Source organism: Sphaerisporangium rhizosphaerae, from assembly GCF_042665155.1.
In the GTDB taxonomy this organism is placed as follows: Bacteria; Actinomycetota; Actinomycetes; order Streptosporangiales; family Streptosporangiaceae; genus Sphaerisporangium; species Sphaerisporangium rhizosphaerae.
The window spans coordinates 1-1,993 of record NZ_JBHTCG010000080.1 but is presented as its reverse complement, the minus strand read 5'-3'; the positions used below and the strand labels follow the sequence as shown (position 1 = coordinate 1,993).

The 1,993-nt window shown below is 68.1% G+C and carries 2 protein-coding genes; both read right to left on the bottom strand.

Annotated elements, in window-relative coordinates; translation table 11 throughout:
- Positions 1–913, bottom strand: a 913-nt coding sequence (locus ACFQSB_RS40100; RefSeq protein WP_380832587.1) for a beta-ketoacyl synthase N-terminal-like domain-containing protein, incomplete at its 3' end; no start/stop codon positions are given.
- Between the two features lie 4 nt (positions 914–917).
- Positions 918–1,993: beta-ketoacyl reductase (locus tag ACFQSB_RS40095; protein ID WP_380832585.1), on the bottom strand; the 1,076-nt coding region annotated here is incomplete at its 5' end.

Here is a 1,993-nt window from a genome sequence, read left to right as displayed (position 1 = left end):
CCTGGGAGGGACCGTTGGGGGCGGTCAACCCGTTGGAGGCGCCGTCCTGGTTGACCGCGCTGCCACGCAACACCGCCAGCACCCGATGCCCACGACGACGAGCGTCCGACAACCGCTCCACCACCAGCACACCGACACCCTCGCCCCAACCCACCCCATCAGCCGCCTCGGCGAACGACTTACACCGCCCATCAGCGGCCAACCCCCGCTGCCGCGAAAACTCCACGAACGCATCCGGCGTGGCCATCACCGTCACCCCACCGGCCAGCGCCAGATCACACTCCCCGCTCCGCAGCGCCTGCGCCGCCAGATGCAACGCCACCAACGACGACGAACACGCCGTGTCCACCGACACCGCCGGCCCCTCCAAACCCAGCGTGTACGCCACCCGACCCGAAATCGTCGCCCCACCCGTACCCGACGGCGCATAGTCGTGATACATCACCCCCGCGAACACCCCGGCACTGCTCTCCCGCAACGACGTCGGATCGATCCCCGCCCCCTCCAACCCCGCCCAGCACACCTCTAAAAACTGCCGCTCCTGCGGATCCATCTCCGCCGCCTCACGCGGACTGATCCCGAAAAACCCCGGATCGAAATCCGCCGCCCCATACAAAAACCCCCCCTCCCGCGCATAACTCCGACCCGGCCTACCCGGCTCCGGATCATAAAGACCAGCAACATCCCACCCCCGATCACCCGGAAAACCACCCACCGCATCCACACCACCGACCAACAACCCCCACAACCGCTCCGGACCATCCACCCCACCCGGATAACGACAAGCCATCCCCACGATCGCGATCGGCTCCCGAGCGCGGTTCGTCAGCGCGCGGTTCTGCTTGCGCAGCCTGGCCGTCTCCCTGAGAGAGGCGCGCAGTGCCTCGACGATCTTTCCGTCACCCTCCGCCATCTCCTCACCCCTCCTGGGTCTCGTCGTCCGGTTGCCCGTTGTCCAGCGCCATCCTGATCAGGGCTTCGGTGTCCAGTTCGTCGATCGCGTCGACGTCCGCCGTCTCGTCCTGGGCCGCGGCTCCGTTCGAACCGTCGGGACGCACTCCGGCGAGCTCCAGCAGCCCGTCCAACAGCCCGGCGGCGCGCAGCGCCGCCACCTGCACGGTTTGCAGCGCCTTGCGGATCGCCGTCTCGTCTCGGCCGTCGGCGGTGACGTGATCCCCACCGTCGGTCTTCGGTGTTATCTGCCTGATCACGTAGTCGACGACCGCCCGGACCGATGGATGATCGAACACCAAGGTGGTCGGCAGCCGGAGCCCCAGCGCGGTACCGAGCCCGTTGCGCAACTCCACCGCCGCCAGTGAGTCGACGCCCAGTTCATGGAATGCCTGGTCCACCGGCAGGGACGCGGGCGAATCGTGGCCGAGCACCGCCGCTGCCCGCGCGCGTACGAGTTCGGTCACCGCTGCTTGACGCTCCGCGGCAGGAAGCTCAGCCAACCGATCAGCGAACGAACCGCTACCCGCAGGAGCATCCAGCGCAACCCTGCGCCGCACACCCACCAGATCACGCAACAACGCCGGCAACCGCTCCCCCGACCGGCCACGCAACCCACCCACAGACCACCCGGCCGCCACCACCACACCCCGCCGGCCCTCACCCACCACCCGATCAAGCACCGACAAACCAACACCAGCCGACAGCGGGACCAACCCCTCCCGCACCATCCGCTCCCGATCCCGATCCGACAACCGACCCGCCATACCCCCCTCGGCGTCCCACACCCCCCACGCCAACGACACCCCCGACAAACCAGCCGCCACCCGCCCCACAACCAACGCATCCACCGCCGCATTGGCCGCCGCATAATTCCCCTGCCCCGCCGCACCCAACGTCCCAGCCAGCGAAGAAAACACCACAAACCGCGCCAGACCCCCACCACGCGTCAACTCATCCAAATACCACGCCGCATCCATCTTCGGCCGCAGCACCGCCTCCACCCGACCAGCAGACAACGACGACACCACCCCGTCATCCA